General features: G+C 71.9%; 15 protein-coding genes. 10 read left to right on the top strand and 5 right to left on the bottom strand.

What is annotated here, in order from left to right:
• Positions 1-17 precede the first annotated feature (17 nt).
• Together IF61_RS0116450 and IF61_RS0116445 are read right to left on the bottom strand one after the other, a co-directional pair.
• Positions 18-1,046 carry a LacI family DNA-binding transcriptional regulator gene (locus tag IF61_RS0116450; protein ID WP_030367145.1) on the bottom strand — a complete coding sequence of 343 codons (1,029 nt, stop codon included), beginning with the start codon at positions 1,044-1,046 and terminating at the stop codon, positions 18-20.
• 24 nt (positions 1,047-1,070) lie between these two features.
• A complete protein-coding gene (locus tag IF61_RS0116445; protein WP_030367144.1) occupies positions 1,071-1,847 on the bottom strand; it encodes a response regulator transcription factor in 777 nt (258 codons plus the stop codon).
• 263 nt (positions 1,848-2,110) lie between these two features.
• Between IF61_RS0116445 and IF61_RS0116440 the strand changes: the two genes are divergently transcribed.
• The gene (locus tag IF61_RS0116440; RefSeq protein ID WP_078660258.1) at positions 2,111-2,989 is read left to right on the top strand and encodes an alpha/beta hydrolase family protein; all 879 of its coding nucleotides are present in this window, start codon (positions 2,111-2,113) and stop codon (positions 2,987-2,989) included.
• A 199-nt stretch (positions 2,990-3,188) separates the two neighbouring features.
• Here the strand turns inward: IF61_RS0116440 and IF61_RS0116435 are convergent, their stop codons facing one another.
• Positions 3,189-5,087 carry an ABC transporter ATP-binding protein gene (locus IF61_RS0116435; RefSeq protein ID WP_043189486.1) on the bottom strand — a complete coding sequence of 633 codons (1,899 nt, stop codon included), beginning with the start codon at positions 5,085-5,087 and terminating at the stop codon, positions 3,189-3,191.
• A gap of 137 nt (positions 5,088-5,224) precedes the next feature.
• Positions 5,225-6,958, bottom strand: coding sequence for an ABC transporter ATP-binding protein (locus IF61_RS0116430; RefSeq protein ID WP_030367141.1), 1,734 nt, complete (start codon positions 6,956-6,958; stop codon positions 5,225-5,227).
• A gap of 115 nt (positions 6,959-7,073) precedes the next feature.
• Between IF61_RS0116430 and IF61_RS0116425 the strand changes: the two genes are divergently transcribed.
• From IF61_RS0116425 to IF61_RS0116400, 6 genes are all read left to right on the top strand, one after another.
• A complete protein-coding gene (locus IF61_RS0116425) occupies positions 7,074-7,388 on the top strand; it encodes a MoaD/ThiS family protein (protein ID WP_245684526.1) in 315 nt (104 codons plus the stop codon).
• Positions 7,389-7,398: 10 nt separating this feature from the next.
• Positions 7,399-8,775, top strand: a complete 1,377-nt coding sequence (locus IF61_RS0116420; protein ID WP_030367139.1) for a hypothetical protein — start codon at positions 7,399-7,401, stop codon at positions 8,773-8,775.
• Positions 8,776-8,885: 110 nt separating this feature from the next.
• Positions 8,886-9,599, top strand: coding sequence for an LmeA family phospholipid-binding protein (locus tag IF61_RS0116415; protein WP_030367138.1), 714 nt, complete (start codon positions 8,886-8,888; stop codon positions 9,597-9,599).
• A 427-nt stretch (positions 9,600-10,026) separates the two neighbouring features.
• Positions 10,027-10,869, top strand: coding sequence for a sulfurtransferase (locus tag IF61_RS0116410; RefSeq protein ID WP_030367137.1), 843 nt, complete (start codon positions 10,027-10,029; stop codon positions 10,867-10,869).
• A 39-nt stretch (positions 10,870-10,908) separates the two neighbouring features.
• Positions 10,909-11,196: a DUF1416 domain-containing protein gene (locus IF61_RS0116405; protein ID WP_030367136.1), complete on the top strand. Its 288-nt coding sequence runs from the start codon at positions 10,909-10,911 to the stop codon at positions 11,194-11,196.
• A gap of 120 nt (positions 11,197-11,316) precedes the next feature.
• On the top strand, positions 11,317-11,574 hold the full coding sequence (locus IF61_RS0116400) for a DUF3099 domain-containing protein (RefSeq protein WP_030367135.1): 258 nt from the start codon (positions 11,317-11,319) through the stop codon (positions 11,572-11,574).
• A 16-nt stretch (positions 11,575-11,590) separates the two neighbouring features.
• Here IF61_RS0116400 and IF61_RS0116395 read toward each other — a convergent pair whose 3' ends face one another.
• The gene (locus IF61_RS0116395) at positions 11,591-11,956 is read right to left on the bottom strand and encodes a DsrE family protein (protein ID WP_030367134.1); all 366 of its coding nucleotides are present in this window, start codon (positions 11,954-11,956) and stop codon (positions 11,591-11,593) included.
• A 272-nt stretch (positions 11,957-12,228) separates the two neighbouring features.
• On the opposite strand from IF61_RS0116395, the gene IF61_RS0116385 reads away from it, so the two are divergent.
• The 3 genes from IF61_RS0116385 to IF61_RS0116375 all read left to right on the top strand — a co-directional run bounded on the left by IF61_RS0116385 (position 12,229) and on the right by IF61_RS0116375 (position 15,016).
• Positions 12,229-12,825 (top strand): heme-binding beta-barrel domain-containing protein, encoded by a 597-nt coding sequence (locus IF61_RS0116385; protein WP_030367133.1) that lies wholly within the window; start codon positions 12,229-12,231, stop codon positions 12,823-12,825.
• 327 nt (positions 12,826-13,152) lie between these two features.
• Entirely contained in the window at positions 13,153-14,181 is a 1,029-nt protein-coding gene (locus IF61_RS0116380; RefSeq protein ID WP_030367132.1) for a FecCD family ABC transporter permease, read from the top strand.
• 61 nt (positions 14,182-14,242) lie between these two features.
• Positions 14,243-15,016 carry an ABC transporter ATP-binding protein gene (locus IF61_RS0116375; RefSeq protein WP_030367131.1) on the top strand — a complete coding sequence of 258 codons (774 nt, stop codon included), beginning with the start codon at positions 14,243-14,245 and terminating at the stop codon, positions 15,014-15,016.
• Positions 15,017-15,037: the final 21 nt, after the last annotated feature.

The raw sequence follows: 15,037 nt of genomic DNA, 5'->3' as shown, positions 1-15,037 counted from the left end.
GCGCCACACCTGCGTCGTCAGTCGCCGCCGCAGCCGCAGGACCGCCGCACCACCAGCGCGGACGGGAACTGCTTGAGCCGCTCGCGGCGCGTGCCCGTCACCCGGAGCGAGTCGTCCAGGACGAGATCCACGGCCGAGCGGGCCATGGCCTGCCGGTCGGAGGCGACCGTGGTCAGCGGCGGGTCGGTCAGGGCGGCTTCCTTGACGTCGTCGAAGCCGGCGACCGCCAGCTCGCCCGGCACGTCGATGCGCAGCTCGCGGGCCGCGCGCAGCACGCCGATGGCCTGGTCGTCCGTGGCGCAGAGCAGGGCCGGGGGGCGGTCGGGGCCGGAGAGCAGCTCCAGGGCGACCTTGTAGGCCTCGTAGCGGTTGTACGGGGCCGGGAAGAGGCGGCCTTCGAGGGACTTCCCCGCCTCGCGCATGGCCCGGCGCCAGCCCTCGACGTGGTCGGTGACGGGGTCGCCTATGGTCGGGGTGCGTTCGGTGCCGCCGAGGCAGGCGACGTAGGGGTGGCCGTGCTCCAGCAGGTGGCGGGTGGCGAGCTGGGCGCCGCCGATGTCGTCGGTGACGACGGCGACGTCGTCGATCGCGTCGGGCCGGCGGTGCATGAGGACCACCCGGGCGTCCCAGGCGTCGATCTCCGCGGCCGCGTGCTCGCTGGGGCCCTGGCTGATGAGGATCAGGCCGGAGACCCGCATGCCGAGGAACGCGCGCAGGTAGTGCACTTCGCGCTCGTCCAGGTAGTCGGAGTTCCCGACGAGCACCATCTTCCCGCGCTCGGCCGCCGCCTGTTCGACGGCGTGGGCCATCTCGGCGAAGAACGGCTGGCGGGCGTCCGGGACGATCAGGCCTATGAGGTCCGTACGGCGGGACGCCATCGCCTGGGCGACCCGGTCCGGCCGGTACCCCAGCTCCTTGATCGCGGCCAGCACGCGCTCCCGCGTGGCCGGGGCCACCGGCCTCGGCCCGTTGTTGATGACGTAGCTGACCACCGCGGTCGACGTCCCCGCCAGTCTCGCCACATCGTCCCGCGTCACCTTGGCCACGCGCGGCAGTCTACGCGGGTCCACTCACCGCTCGGCCGGGCGAGCGGCCCCGCTCTCCGCGGCCTCCGGCTCCTCCGCCCGCCGCGCCTTGGCGGAGTCCTTGGGCTTGCCCTCCCCCGGATTGTCGATCTTCTCCGGCACCACGAACCGATAGCCGACATTCCGGACGGTGCCGATGAGCGACTCGTGCTCGGGCCCCAGCTTCGCCCGCAGCCGCCGCACGTGCACGTCCACCGTGCGCGTACCGCCGAAGTAGTCGTAGCCCCAGACCTCCTGCAGCAGCTGGGCCCGGGTGAAGACCCGCCCCGGATGCTGGGCGAGGTACTTCAGCAGCTCGAACTCCTTGAACGTGAGGTCCAGCACCCGGCCCTTGAGCTTCGCGCTGTACGTGGCCTCGTCCACGGAGAGGTCGCCCGTGCGGATCTCCATGGGGCTGTCGTCCGTCGAGATCTGCTGGCGGCCCATCGCCAGCCGCAGCCGCGCCTCGACCTCGGCGGGGCCCGCGGTGTCGAGAAGGACGTCGTCCACGCCCCAGTCGGCGGTGACGGCCGCGAGGCCGCCCTCGGTGACGACGAGGATCAGCGGGCAGCCCGGGCCGGTGGAGCGCAGCAGCTGGCAGAGGCTGCGCACGTGCGGAAGGTCACGGCGGCCGTCGATCAGTATGACGTCGGCCCCGGGGGTGTCCACGAGGGCCGGGCCCTCGGCGGGGGCCACCCGCACGCTGTGGAGGAGGAGGCCGAGCGCCGGCAGGACCTCCGTGGAGGGCTGGAGGGCATTGGTCAGGAGCAGCAGTGAACTCATCGGCTGCCACCCGCCTCACTGGTCGTACGGTCCTTGCGGACCCGCGCGCTTCGCTCGCCCATGACGTCGGTTCCTCCTCGGTCCCTGCGAAGGGGTACCACCCAGGCCTTGCTCTGGGGGAGAGTGCGGCACTGCTTCGTACGGTTGCGTGCGTCCCGGCACCTGTCGAGGGCACAAGTTCAGCACGTGTTCAGCTCATGAATGCACAAAAGGACCCGGGGGCTACTCTGCCCGGATCCTCTCTGCCCAGCAGAATAACCCACATGACTTTCCGAGGTCCGGACGATTTTGCACGACCTTGTGTTCCGTCGATCACTTCGAGTGGTCATCGCATCGCGCTCTTGACAGCCGACGGAGTCCGGGTGGAAGCGGCCTACGAGCCCCGCGCGGGCTCGCGGATCCCCCCTCCGGACACCCCCGCGGTGGTGCTCGCGCACGGCTTCACGGGCGCCCTCGACCGGCCCGGCCTGCGCCGGGCGGCGCAGGTGTTCGCCCAGCGTGCGGCCGTGATCACATTCTCCTTCCGGGGCCACGGCGGCTCGGGCGGCCGCTCCTCGGTCGGCGACCGCGAGGTGCTCGACCTGGCCGCGGCCGTGCGCTGGGCACGCTCCCTCGGGCACGAGCGCGTGGCCACCGTCGGCTTTTCGATGGGCGGCTCGGTGGCCCTGCGGCACGCCGCGCTCTACGGCCGCGAGCGGCCTGCCGGGCACGGGGAGCACGGAGGGCGCACGGACGCACATTCCGACACGGTCGTGGCCGTCAGTGCGCCCGCACGGTGGTATTACCGCGGTACCGCACCCATGCGTCGTCTGCACTGGGCGATCTCACGCCCCGCGGGGCGGCTGATCGCGCGCTACGGGCTGGGGACGCGGGTCCAGGCGGAGGACTGGGACCCGGTCCCGCTCTCGCCCGTCGAGGCCGTCCCGATGATCGCGCCCCGGCCGCTGCTGATCGTGCACGGCGACCGGGACGCGTACTTCCCGCTCGACCACCCTTACGCCCTCGCGGGCGCGGGCGACCCACGGTCCACGGAACTGTGGATCGAGCGGGGCTTCGGCCATGCGGAGAGCGCTGCGCGCGCTGAGCTGCTGGAACGCATCGCGGGGTGGGCGACAGCCCGGCTGCGACGGGGGCCGGGCTGAGCCCGGACCGGCACCGCCGGACGCCGCCGCGGTGGTTGCGCGCCGCGGCGGCGGGACAAACATGGCGCCGGCAGCCGCTGGTGTTGAGAGGCTCTGCCTCTCAGAACCGCCGCGGCGCCAAGCCACCGCGGCGAGGGTCCGGCGGAATGCGGCGCCACCGAAACCGGCGCCCCCCCCCCCGCAATCCGCCGGAAAGGCGCTACGCCTCCACGGCCGGCTCCGCGAACTGCGCCTCGTACAACCGCGCGTACGCGCCGCCCGCCGCCAGCAGCCCGTCGTGCGTGCCCTGTTCCACGATCCGGCCGGACTCCATCACGAGGATGACGTCCGCGTCCCGGATCGTGGAGAGCCGGTGCGCGATCACGAAGCTGGTGCGCCCCGTGCGCAGCCGGCCCATCGCCTGCTGGATGAGGACCTCCGTACGGGTGTCGACGGAGCTGGTCGCCTCGTCGAGGACGAGGATCTCCGGCTCGGCCAGGAACGCCCGGGCGATGGTGATGAGCTGCTTCTCGCCGACGCTGACGCCGGAGCCCTCGTCGTCGATGACGGTGTCGTAGCCGTCGGGGAGCGTCCGCACGAAGCGGTCGACGTGCGTGGCCCTGGCCGCCGCGACGATCTTGTCCATCGAGGTGCCGGCGGGCGCCCCGTAGGCGATGTTGTCCGCGATCGTGCCGCCGAAGAGCCAGGTGTCCTGGAGGACCATGCCGATGTGGGAGCGCAGCTCCTCGCGCGACATGGCGGCGATGTCGGTCCCGTCGAGGGTGATGCGGCCGCCGCCCACCTCGTAGAACCGCATCAGCAAGTTGACCAGCGTGGTCTTGCCGGCGCCGGTCGGGCCGACGATGGCGACGGTCTGGCCGGGCCGCACGGTCAGGGACAGGCCCTCGATGAGGGGCTTGTCCGGCTCGTAGCGGAAGGAGACCTCCTCGAAGGCCACCTCGCCGTGCACCCGGCCCGGCTTCGGGGCGTCCGCCGGGTCGGCCGACTGCTCCTCGGCGTCGAGCAGCTCGAAGACGCGCTCGGCGGAGGCGACGCCGGACTGCACGAGGTTGGCCATGGAGGCCACCTGCGTGAGCGGCTGGCTGAACTGGCGCGAGTACTGCACGAAGGCCTGTACGTCACCGATGGACAGCGCGCCGGAGGCGACCCGCAGGCCGCCGACGACGGCGACGAGCACGTAGTTGAGGTTGCCGATGAACATCATCGCGGGCTGGATGACGCCCGAGATGAACTGGGCCTTGAAGCCGGCCTGGAAGAGGTCCTCGTTCTCCTTGCGGAAGATCTCCGCGGACTCCTTCTCGCGGCCGAAGACCTTGACCAGCGCGTGCCCGGTGTACATCTCCTCGATGTGGGCGTTGAGCGTGCCGGTGGTCTTCCACTGGGCGACGAACTGCGGCTGCGCCCGCTTGCCGATCTTCGTGGCGACGATGACGGACACGGGGACGGTGACCAGCGCCACCAGGGCGAGCAGCCAGGAGATCCAGAACATGACGGCCAGCACGCCGGCGATCGTCAGCAGCGAGGTGACTATCTGGCTCATGGTCTGCTGGAGCGTCTGGGCGATGTTGTCGATGTCGTTCGTGGCGCGGGAGAGGACCTCGCCGCGCGGCTGCTTGTCGAAGTAGCTGAGCGGCAGCCGGCCGAGCTTCTCCTCGACCCGGCGGCGCAGCCGGAAGACGGCGCGCTGCACGACGGTGGTGGCGAGCCGCGCCTGGACGAGCCCGAACAGGGACGCGCCGACGTAGATCAGCAGGACCCACAGCAGCACCTCGCCCACGGCGTCGAAGTCGATGCCGTGGCCGGGGGTGAAGTCGACCGAGCCGAGCAGGTCGGCGACGGTGCCGTTGCCCTGCCGCCGCATCTGCTCGACGGCCTCGGCCTTGGTGATGCCGTCGGGGAACTTGTTGCCTATGACCCCCGCGAAGATCAGGTCGGTGGCCCGGCCGAGGATCTTCGGTCCGAGGACCGACAGGGTGACGCTCGCGACGCACAGGACGAGCGCGACGGTGATCAGGGACCGCTCGGGTCTGAGGGTGCCCAGCAGGCGCTTGGCGGACCCGGCGAAGTCCATGGACCGCTCGGTGGGCTGGCCGCCCATGAAGCGGGCGATGCCGGTGGCGGGGGCGGGCCCGCGGCGGGCGGGGCCGCCGGCGGCCGGTGCGCCGGGCTTGCCGCCCGCGGGCCCGCCGCCCGCAGCCTTGTCCCCGCCCGGGGAAGCCGGTTTCTCCGGGGTCGTCACGCCGCCTCCTCCTCGGTGAGCTGGGAGAGCACGATCTCCCGGTAGGTCTCGTTGCCGGCCATCAGCTCGCCGTGGGTGCCGGTGCCGACGACGCGGCCCTCGTCCAGGACGACGATGCGATCGGCGTCGCGGATCGTGGAGACGCGCTGGGCGACGATGACGACCGTGGCGTTCCCCGTCTCGCGGGCCAGCGCGGCCCGCAGCCGGGCGTCGGTGGCGTAGTCGAGGGCGGAGAAGGAGTCGTCGAAGAGATAGATGTCCGGCTTGCGGACCAGGGCGCGGGCGATGGCGAGCCGCTGCCGCTGCCCGCCGGAGACGTTGGTGCCGCCCTGCGCGATCGGCGCCTCCAGGCCGTCCTCCATGCTCGCGACGAAGTCGCGGGCCTGCGCGGTCTCCAGCGCCTCCCACAGCTCCTCGTCACTCGCGTCGGGGCGCCCGTAGCGGAGGTTGGAGGCGACGGTCCCGGAGAACAGGTAGGGCTTCTGCGGGACGAAGCCGATGGCCTCGGCGGAGCGGACGGGGTCGAGCTCGCGGACGTCGACGCCCCCGACGGTGACCGTTCCGGCGGTCGCGTCGAAGAGCCTCGGGATCAGCCCCAGCAGCGTGGACTTGCCGCTGCCGGTGGAGCCGATGACGGCCGTGATCTCACCGGGCCGGGCCACGAGCGAGATGTCCTTGAGGACCGGCTCCTCCGCGCCCGGATAGCGGAACTCGACGCCGCTGAGCTCCAGGTGCCCGCCGCCGCGCAGCGCGGTGACCGGCTTCGCCGGCGGCACGACGCTGGAGTCGGTGGAGAGGACCTCCTGGACGCGCTCGGCGCAGACCTCGGCGCGCGGCACCATCATGAACATGAAGGTGGCCATCATGACGGCCATCAGGATCTGCATCAGATAGCTGAGGAACGCCGTCAGCGCACCGATCTCCATGTCGCCGCTCTCGATGCGGTGACCGCCGAACCAGAGCACGGCGATGGAGGAGAGGTTCACGACCAGCATCACGGACGGGAACATCAGCGACATCAGCCGGCCGGCCTTGAGCGAGACGTCCATCAGGTCGGCGTTCGCGCCGTCGAAACGTTCCCGCTCGTGGGTGTCGCGGACGAAGGCGCGGATGACGCGGATGCCGGTGATCTGCTCGCGCAGCACCCGGTTGACCGTGTCGATCTTGTCCTGCACGCCGCGGAAAACCGGTCGCATCCGCCAGATGATCAGCGAGACGATCACGCCGAGGACGGGCACGATGACGAGCAGCAGGGCGGACAGCGGCACGTCCTGGTCGAGCGCCATCAGGATGCCGCCCACGCACATGATCGGCGCGGACACCATCAGCGTGAATGCCATCAGGACGAGCAGCTGGATCTGCTGCACGTCGTTGGTAGTGCGGGTGATCAGCGAGGGGGCGCCGAAGTGCCCCATCTCGCGCGCGGAGAAGGACTGCACGCGGTCGAAGACGGCGGCGCGCAGATCGCGCCCGACCGCCATCGCGGTCCGGGCGCCGAAGTACGTCGCCCCGATCGCGCAGACGATCTGGGCCAGGGTGACCGCGAGCATCCCGCCGCCGAGGGACAGGATGTAGCCGGTGTCACCCTTCACGACACCGTTGTCGATGATGTCGGCGTTCAGAGAGGGTAGGTAGAGCGTGGCAAGCGTCTGGACGAGCTGCAGGAGCACGATCAGCGCGATCGAAGTGGAGTAGGGCCTCAGATATGCCCGTGATAGTCGGACCAGCACACTCGGCAGCCTAAGCGAGCGCCTCGCCGTGCGGCCTCCGTATTTGCACGGGCGGCGCTCCGCTCGTGCGGCACCCGTCATCATGGGAGGCGGCAGAAGAAGGAAAGGGGTCGCCGTGGCGACGACACAACCGGCACACCCGGTCAAACCGGCCCTGCCGGGGCAGCCGGGCCCGGTGGGCACCATCCGGTACTGGGCCGCGGCGAAGGCCGCCGCCGGCACGGCGGAGGAGCCGTACGCTGCGCGGACGCTCGCGCAGGCGCTGGAAGCGGCCCGCCGGCGGCACGCGGAGCGCCCCGACTTCGCCCGGGTGCTGACGCGCTGCTCGTTCCTCGTGGACGGCGCCCCGGTCGGCACCCGCGACCACGCAACGGTCCAACTGGCCGAGGGCGGCACCGTAGAGGTGCTCCCGCCCTTCGCAGGAGGGTGACCCCGGCAGCATGAGCAATCAGCCGCACCATACGTACGACCCGCAGGACCCGTACGACTCGTACGACGCCTACGACGCCCGGACGCAGCGCTATGACGCGCAGTCTTACGGGCAGCAGGACGGGGCGTACGGCTCGTACGACCACCAGCAGCAGCAGGCGCAGCACGGGCAACAACAGCAACACGGGCAACATCAGCAGCACCAGGGACAGGGACAGCAACAGGGACAGTCCCAGGCGCACGGCTCGTACAGCGACTCGTACGGCGCCTACGACCCGTACGCCCAGCAGCAGCCGCAGGCACAGCAGCACCAGCAGCAGCAGTACCAGTGGCCGACGACCAACGGCGGGCAGGGCTTCTCCGCGCACGACGAGCCGGTCACGCAGACCTGGCAGACGCCGACGTGGGACACGGGCACGTGGCAGCAGCCGCCCGTCCCGCAGGCGGAGGACCGCTCCCACGGCACGTCCTGGTCCGCCGCCGGCAGCCCGCTGCCCGAGGAGCGCCCGGCCGCGTCCGGCGTCGTGCCGCGCGCGGCGGCCTCGGTCGTGCCCGCGCCGGTGCACGAGCCCGCGCCCCTCGCCGAGCCCGGCAACGGCGACGGCCACGGCGGCGGCGGCAGCGAGCGGCCCATGACGGCCGCCGAGAAGGCGAAGGCCGAGGGCCGGGCGCAGATCCTCTCGCCGGGCCTCAAGCCCGCCCTGGTGACGACGGCGCTCGCCGCGCTGCTCGCGCTCACGGCGCCGCTCGGCCAGTTCGCGCTGGCGGTGCCGCTGGTGCTGCTGCAGGCGGTGACGGCCGCGGGCTGGTTCCGGCTCAACGGCATGTGGCCCGCCCGGCAGGGCATCGCGCTCGCCTTCCTCGGCGGCGTGGCCGCCGACATCGGCATGCTGGCCACGGACCGCTCGCAGGCGCCGACCGTCGTCATCGGCACCCTCGGCGTGTGGATCCTGCTGGTCATCGTCCTGCAGCTGCGCAGCCACGCCTCGCCGGACGAGCGGCTGTACGGCCTGACGGCGGCCGCCGCCTCCTCCGCCCTCGCGGTCCTCGCGGCCGGGCACCTGGCCGCGTCCTCCGACGCCGTCGTGGTCGGCGCGAGCGCCGTGGCCGTGACCGCCCTGGCGCGGGCCCTGCCGCTGCCGTCCCTGGCCGCGCCCGTCGTGGCGCTGCTCGCGGCCGCGGGTTCGGGCATCGCCACCGGCGGCCTGACGGACCTGGGCACCGCCGGCGCCCTGTTGGGCCTCGCCGCGGGCGCCTGCGCGCTGATCGGCCTGCGCGTCGCGAGCTACGACTACCCGTCGCGGTTCGTGCACATGACGGCGGGCGTGGCCCTGCCTCTGGCGGCCGCGGCCCCCGCGGTCTACGTCCTGGGCCGCGTCCTGGGCTGAGCCGCCGCCGCTCGCTCTTCCCTCCCCTCTCAGTGGTCCGGTTAGGCTCCATGGCATTGCAAGGTCAGTGCAGGGGCCTGACCGGGACCCGGGGGAGCTGGAGAAACCGCATGCGCGCGATACGCATCATCCTGATCATCGCGGTGATATTGGGGGCCCTCTTCGTGGGCGCCGACCGCCTGGCGGTGTACTTCGCCGAGGACCAGGCGGCCGAGAAGATCCGCAGCAGTCAGGGGCTGACGGGCACGCCCGAGGTCTCCATCAAGGGATTCCCCTTCCTCACGCAGATCGCCGACTCGCGCCTGGAGGAGGTCGAGGTCAAGCTGGACGGCGCGACCGCGAGCTCCGGCGGGCAGTCGATCCGGATGTCGGGCTTCGACGCCAAGCTGCAGGACGTCAAGATCGACAGCAGCTTCAGCTCGGCCGTCGCGACCAAGGCGACGGGCACGGCGCACCTCTCCTACGAGGACCTCAGCAAGGCCACGAACGACCCGACGGTGAAGGTCGGCTTCGGCGGCCAGGGCACCGCCGGCAAGAGCCAGGTCAAGGTCACCGGCAAGGTGGAGCTCGCGGGGATGCCCATCGAGCGCAGCGTCGTCTCCACGGTCACGATCGTGAACGGCGACACCGTCCGGGTGCGGGCGGACCAGATCCCCGAGGAGGCCAAGGCCTTCCCCGGCGTGGAGCGTGCGATCCGGCAGAAGACGGACTTCGACCGGCGCATCAGCGGCCTGCCGAAGGGCCTCAAGCTGGACAAGGTCGTGGCGACGAAGGACGGTGTCGACATCACGCTGACCGGCTCGAACGTCAACCTGGCCGGCTGACCGGCCCGCTTTCCGCCCCACCTGGTCCACGCTGCGAGACACGTCGTCCGGAGGGCAGACTTCCTGGCGGCGCGGACGCCCGGGGCGGAGCGCGGACCCGCCTCCGGCATCCCTCCAGGCTTCCCGGATCCCAGAATCCGGAAGATTCTGTCTCACTATTCAACACACCGGTGACAGTCCAATCCGGCGTCCCTACCATCGTGCCCATGAAGCGACAGGCGGACCTCACGAAGCGGCGGGCAGTCGACCTGTGCCGCGTCGCCGCCATGCTCTGTCGTCATGTCTGACGGGAAACGTTCCCCGCTTTTACGGGAAGTCTTCCCCCGTCTCGTCTCCCACCCCACCCGCTGCGCAGCGCCGCGCGCTCCCCTCGCCGCGCGCCCAGCAAGCGTTTGCGCAATCCGCAACTGCCCCGGAGGAGAACAGCATGAGCCGCAGTGACGTCCTGGTGGACGCCGACTGGGTACAGGCCCGCATCGACGCAGGCGACCCGAAGACCGTCATCGTCGAGGTCGACGAGGACACGTCCGCGTACGACAAGAACCACATCAAGACCGCCGTCCGCATCGACTGGAAGACGGACCTCCAGGACCCCGTCCGCCGCGACTTCGTGGACCAGGCAGGCTTCGAGGAACTGCTCTCCGCGAAGGGCATCGCGAACGACGACACCGTCGTCCTCTACGGCGGCAACAACAACTGGTTCGCCGCGTACGCCTACTGGTACTTCAAGCTCTACGGCCACCAGGACGTGAAGCTCCTCGACGGCGGCCGCAAGAAGTGGGAGCTCGACTCCCGCGACCTCGTCGCCGAGGTCCCGCAGCGCCCCCGCGCCGAATACCGCGCCCAGCCGCAGGACGCCTCCATCCGCGCCTTCCGCGACGACGTCGTGGCCGCGATCGGCGAGCTCAACCTCGTCGACGTCCGCTCCCCCGACGAGTTCAGCGGCAAGCTGCTCGCCCCGGCGCACCTCCCCCAGGAGCAGTCGCAGCGCCCCGGCCACGTGCCGACCGCGCGCAACATCCCCTGGTCGAAGTCGGCCAACGACGACGGCACCTTCAAGTCCGACGAGGACCTGAAGGCGCTCTACGAGGGCGCGGGCGTGGACCTGTCGAAGGACACCATCGCCTACTGCCGGATCGGCGAGCGCTCCGCGCACACGTGGTTCGTCCTGCACGAGCTGCTCGGCCAGCAGAACGTGCGGAACTACGACGGCTCCTGGACCGAGTACGGCTCCCTCGTCGGCGTGCCGATCCAGCTCGGCGCGAACTGACCCGCCTCCCCCTGCAACAGGCAAGAGAAGGAAACGCTTATGTGTGGAGCAAAGGCCGGCGGCCCCGACGCCGGGGCCGTCAAGCCCGGTGAGACCACGATCCAGGGTTCGGTGACCCGCGACGGCGAGCCCGTCACCGGCTACGTGCGCCTGCTGGACTCGAACGGCGAGTTCACCGCCGAGGTGCCCACGTCCGCGACCGGGCAGTTCCGCTTCTACGCGGCGGAGGGTACGTGGACGGTGCGCGCGCTGGTGCCCGGCGCGACCGCCGACCGCAAGGTCGTGGCACAGCAGGGCGGCCTGGCCGAGGTCGCCATCGCCGTCTGAGGTCGCCATCGCCGTCTGAAGACATGCGTCCCAGGACGCCGCCGACGGCCGGAGGGCCGCATCCCGGGTTGGACGCCTTGGGGGGTGCGGCCCTCCGTGCCGCCGCCGTACCGTGGAGCTGTGTACGCACGGCGGCGTCATCTGTACTTCGCCATGATGGGCGTCTGCATCGGACTGTTCGTCCTGGCGTGGGCCGTGGTGCGCCTGTGGTCCGTGCCCGCAGCGGTGGGCATGTGCCTCTTCGCCATGGTCATCCCGCCCGTCGCCGCCATCGTCGCCAACCGCCGGGGGCCCGACGACCGCTGGTGGGACGACCCCTCCGGCGACCCGAAGTCGGACGAGTGGTGGGACGAGCTCGACGGCAAGAAGCGGTACTGACCGCTGCCGCCCGTGATCAGTAGACGAGCGCCTGCACGCCGTCCGCCATCGCCTCCTGGACGAAGACCTGCGCGCCGGCGATCCGCGCGCCCTCGATCAGGTCCTTCTCCTCGATGTCGCGCCGCGCCGCGCACTGCGTGCACACCGTGATCGTCCCGCCGCCGGCCTTGATGCCCTCGATGAGGTCCGGCAGGGGCGCCGCGTGCGGCAGCTCGAACTCCGCCGCCCGCCCCGGCAGCGCGAACCACGACGACTCGCCGGTCAGCCACAGCGACACCTCGACCCCGCTCGCGACGGCGACGGCCGCCACCGTGAACGCCTGAGAGCACCGCTCGGGGGCGTCCGCGCCCGCCGTCACCTTGATCACCAGCTTCTTGGCCATGCCAGGCACTCTAGCCCCGCGGGCGCAAGGGCGGGCGGCCACGATCCACCTCACAGCGCCGCCGGAATCCGGGCCGACTAGACTCGGCAGCGGTCCGTACACACCCTCACTCCCGACGAGGAGCGCGCTCGTGCTTGAGGCAGTCTTCACCACCCTGCTCGTGCTGGTCGCCGTCGGCGTTCTCGCGTTCGCCGGTCTGACCTGGAAGAAGCTGTACCAGGGCCAGCGCTGACCCGACCAGTTACCCGTCCTCGCACAGATCGTCTGAGCCCATGATCGAGATTCCGTCCGACCTCCACCCGGACCTCGTGCCCCTCGTCTTCCTCCTCGGCAAGTGGGAGGGTGCGGGCGTCGCCGACTTCCCGGGTGCCGAGAAGTGCAACTTCGGGCAGGAGGTCGTCTTCAGCCACGACGGCCGTGACTTCCTGGAGTACACGTCGCACAGCTGGGTGCTCGACGGCGAGGGCAAGATGGTGCGCCCGCTGGAGAGCGAGAGCGGCTACTGGCGGATCGACAAGGACCGCAAGGTCGAGGTCGTCATGATCCGCGACGCGGGCGTCGCGGAGGTCTGGTACGGCGAGCTGGCCGACCAGAAGCCGCAGATCGACCTGGCCACGGACGCGGTCGCGCGCACCGAGGCCTCCGGCCCGTACAGCGGCGGCAAGCGCCTGTACGGCTACGTCAAGGGCGACCTGATGTGGGTCGGCGAGAAGGCCACCCCCGAGGTGCCGCTGCGCCCCTACATGTCGGCGCACCTGAAGAAGATCGCCGACCAGAAGAGCCTCCAGGAGTGGGCCGCGAGCCTGCCCGAGGACGCTCCCGACGGCGTCGCCTTCTACAACCCGGACGGCACGCCCTACACCGGCTGAGCCGCCCGTCCAGCAGCACCGCGCCCCGTGGGGAAAGTCCGGTCGAATTCCGGCGCTGACCCGCAACGGTAGGCGGAAAGGCCCTCCGGGGCCTTTTCCGTAAGCCCGATCGCCCACGGCGCGCATGATCCCCGTACAACTCGCCGTGGACTGCGAGGGGACTCCCCGGGCGCACGACCGCACCCTCCCCGGGCCGCTCCTCCGTACGTACGGACGCGGCCCGAGGCGAAGGCGCAGCCCGTGTCGACAGATCTCCCGGTCCTCCGCCCGGAGGGTCCCGGCTCCGCGCCCGGGGCGCCGCCGGGCCCCGGCGCGCCGCCCCGGCGGCTGCCGCTGGCGCCCCTGCTGGCCGTCCTGACGGCCGCGCTCCTGGTCTCCGTCCTGTGCGGCACCGGGCTCGGCGCCGCGGGCGTCACGTGGGCCGAGACGCTGCGCTACCTGCGGGCGGGGCTCACCGGCGGGACGATCTCGCCCGGCGAGGTCTCCGCGTACACCATCGTCTGGGAGCTGCGCTTCCCGCGCGCCCTGCTGGCCGCCGTCGTCGGCGCGGGGCTCTCGGCCGTCGGCGTGGCCGTGCAGGCCATGGTCCGCAACGCCCTCGCCGACCCGTTCGTGCTGGGCATCTCCTCGGGCGCCGCGATCGGCGCGAACGCCGTCCTGCTGTTCGGCGCGCTGGCCTCGCTGGGGGTCTGGGCGCTGTCCGGGGCGGCGTTCGTCTCGGCGCTCGCCGCGATGGTGCTGGTCTATCTGGCGGCCCGCACCCCGCAGGGCCTGACGCCGCTGCGGCTGGTCCTCACCGGCTCGGCGATGTACTACGGGTTCTCCGCCGTCACCACCCTGATGATCTTCACCGCGGAGCGCGGGGAGGCCGCCCGCTCGGCCATGATGTGGCTGCTCGGCAGCCTGGGCGGCGCCACCTGGGCGTCCCTGCCGGTCGCCGCCGCGGTCGTGCTGGCCGGGATCGGCGCGCTGCTGTGGTCGGCGCGCAGCCTCAACGCGCTCGCCATGGGCGACGAGACGGCCGCCGCGCTGGGCGTGGACCCGGACCGGATGCGCCGCGGGCTGTTCGTCCTGGCGGCGGCCGTGACGGGCGCCGTCGTCGCCGTCAGCGGCGCGATCGGCTTCGTCGGCCTGATGGTCCCGCACGTCACCCGGATGCTCGTCGGCGCCGACCACCGGCGCGTGCTGGCCGTCGCCCCGCTGCTGGGCGCCGTGCTGCTGGTGTGGGTCGACATCGCCTCCCGGCTGCTGCTCGCGCCCGTGGAGCTGCCCGTCGGCGTCCTGACCGCCCTCATCGGCGTGCCCTGCTTCGTGCTGCTGATGCGGCGCCGCCGCTACAGCTTCGGGGGCGCCTGATGTATCTGATGCACCTGATGTGCCTGATGCAGATGGACATCTACTCCTTCGGAGGCGCCTGATGCAGGTGGACATCGAGGACCTGTCGGTCGAGATCGCGGGCGCCCGCCTGGTCTCGGACATCACCCTGCGCGCCGGCAGCGGCCGGTTCGTGGGCCTCATCGGCCCCAACGGCAGCGGCAAGTCCACCCTGCTGCGCTGCGTGTACCGGGCGCTGCGGCCCGCCGCCGGCACCGTCCGCCTGGACGGCGACGACCTCCACGCCCTGGGCGCCCGGGAGGGCGCGCGCAGGCTGGCGGCCCTGCCGCAGGAGTCGGCGAGCGAGTTCGACTTCACGGCGGGCGAGGTCGTCGCCATGGGCCGGCTGCCGCACCAGCGCTCCGGCACCCGGGTCACGGCCCGCGACACCGAGGTGTGCGCGGCGGCACTGGAGCGCGTCGGCGCGGCCCACCTGGCCGGGCGCGCCTTCCCCACGCTGTCCGGCGGCGAGAAACAGCGCGTGCTGATCGCCCGCGCGCTGGCCCAGGAGCCCCGGGTGCTGGTCCTGGACGAGCCCACCAACCACCTGGACATCGCCCAGCAGCTGGAGGTGCTGGCGCTGGTGCGCGGCGCGGGCCTGACGGTCCTGGCCGCCCTGCACGACATCGACCTGGCCGCCACGCACTGCGACGAGCTGTACGTCATCCGCGGCGGGCGCATCGTCGCGTCCGGGCCGCCGGACGAGGTGCTGACCGCCGAGCTGCTCGCCGGCGTGTTCGGCGTGCGGGCGCACCGCGTGCCGCACCCGGAGACCGGCGCGACGCGCCTGCTGTTCGACCGCCTGCCCGCTTCGTAAGGACCCTTAAGGACCCCCGCA

Origin of the sequence: Streptomyces roseoverticillatus, from assembly GCF_000719265.1 — a bacterium.
In the GTDB taxonomy this organism is placed as follows: Bacteria; Actinomycetota; Actinomycetes; order Streptomycetales; family Streptomycetaceae; genus Streptomyces; species Streptomyces roseoverticillatus.
The sequence above is the reverse complement of the archived record's forward strand: the minus strand, read 5'-3'. Positions and strand labels throughout refer to the sequence as shown.